This window comes from Aeromonas sp. A600620, from assembly GCF_029479985.1.
In the GTDB taxonomy this organism is placed as follows: Bacteria; Pseudomonadota; Gammaproteobacteria; order Enterobacterales; family Aeromonadaceae; genus Aeromonas; species Aeromonas veronii_A.
Map to the genome: position 1 here is coordinate 1 of NZ_JAAKXB010000031.1, position 1,038 is coordinate 1,038.

Sequence of the window (1,038 nt, forward strand, 5' to 3'; positions counted from 1 at the left end):
CAACTGCCTCAACTGCCTCAACTGCCTCAACTGCCTCAACTGCCTCAACTGCCTCAACTGCCTCAACTGCCTCAACTCATCATTCACCTATATGTTCTTCTATAGAAGTAAGCGCTGTTCCCAAACCACTGCTGAGTGGTGAATGGTTAATGGTTGGATCACTTGGCGTGAACATCGTCAGCCAGCTGATATCGCCCTACATACACCCGTTTGCCCAGTTGCGGGCGTTTTCCCTTATAGGGTCTCAGTCGCAAGTCCATCTTGGCCTCCTTGTTTTCGGCCATTCTAGCAATCTGGAACCAGTTTCTGTGGATAAGTTTGTATAAAAGCTGTGTCTGGATATGAATAACTAAAAAAGTGCGGTTTTTTGCAATTTTATTGCAGATAAGGGGTTGCCAGAAAGAATCTGTTCCCTATAATGCGCCTCCATCGACACGGCAAGCGGCAACGCAAACAACCTCGTCGGTAACCTCGAAAAGCCTTTGAAAATAAGGCTTGACTCGAGAAGGCGGTTGAGTAGAATTCCACTCCCGCAGCAACACACTGTTGCGTCGCTCTTTAACAATTTGAATCAAGCAATCTGTGTGGGCACTCACAGCATCGAACATCAAAAACAATTTTTGATTTTCAATGTCTGGTGAAGTGACCAAGACGATTTCTTAGCAATAAGAAGTCGAACAGTTTATTTCAGCAATTCATTGAGCCGCTTTTCGAAGCAACCAAACTTAAATTGAAGAGTTTGATCATGGCTCAGATTGAACGCTGGCGGCAGGCCTAACACATGCAAGTCGAGCGGCAGCGGGAAAGTAGCTTGCTACTTTTGCCGGCGAGCGGCGGACGGGTGAGTAATGCCTGGGGATCTGCCCAGTCGAGGGGGATAACAGTTGGAAACGACTGCTAATACCGCATACGCCCTACGGGGGAAAGCAGGGGACCTTCGGGCCTTGCGCGATTGGATGAACCCAGGTGGGATTAGCTAGTTGGTGAGGTAATGGCTCACCAAGGCGACGATCCCTAGCTGGTCTGAGAGGATGATCA

The 1,038-nt window shown here is 48.6% G+C and carries 1 rRNA gene and 1 pseudogene; one reads left to right on the plus strand and one right to left on the minus strand.

Annotation, left to right across the window (positions count from 1 at the left end):
* Nucleotides 1-173 precede the first annotated feature (173 nt).
* Nucleotides 174-284: pseudogene (locus G5533_RS20380) on the minus strand (gamma carbonic anhydrase family protein); the annotation flags it as partial.
* 443 nt (nt 285-727) lie between these two features.
* Between G5533_RS20380 and G5533_RS20385 the strand changes: the two are divergent.
* Nucleotides 728-1,038: ribosomal RNA gene (locus tag G5533_RS20385) — 16S ribosomal RNA — on the plus strand; the annotation flags it as partial.